General features: G+C 51.4%; 1 tRNA gene. It reads right to left on the reverse strand.

The features are described from left to right. Positions 1-74 (reverse strand) — tRNA-Asp (locus Q0794_RS18225). Positions 75-220: the final 146 nt, after the last annotated feature.

Raw genomic sequence — 220 nt, forward strand, 5'->3', positions numbered from 1 at the left:
CGGAGTGGACGGGACTCGAACCCGCGACCCCCGGCGTGACAGGCCGGTATTCTAACCAACTGAACTACCACTCCACGAGTGTGTTACAGTTATTTCTTTGTAATTTATTACTGGTGAAATAAACCATTTAGCTTTCATATAATACTGTTGGCGGAGTGGACGGGACTCGAACCCGCGACCCCCGGCGTGACAGGCCGGTATTCTAACCAACTGAACTACC

This window comes from uncultured Psychromonas sp., assembly GCF_947489755.1.
Classification (GTDB): domain Bacteria; phylum Pseudomonadota; class Gammaproteobacteria; order Enterobacterales; family Psychromonadaceae; genus Psychromonas.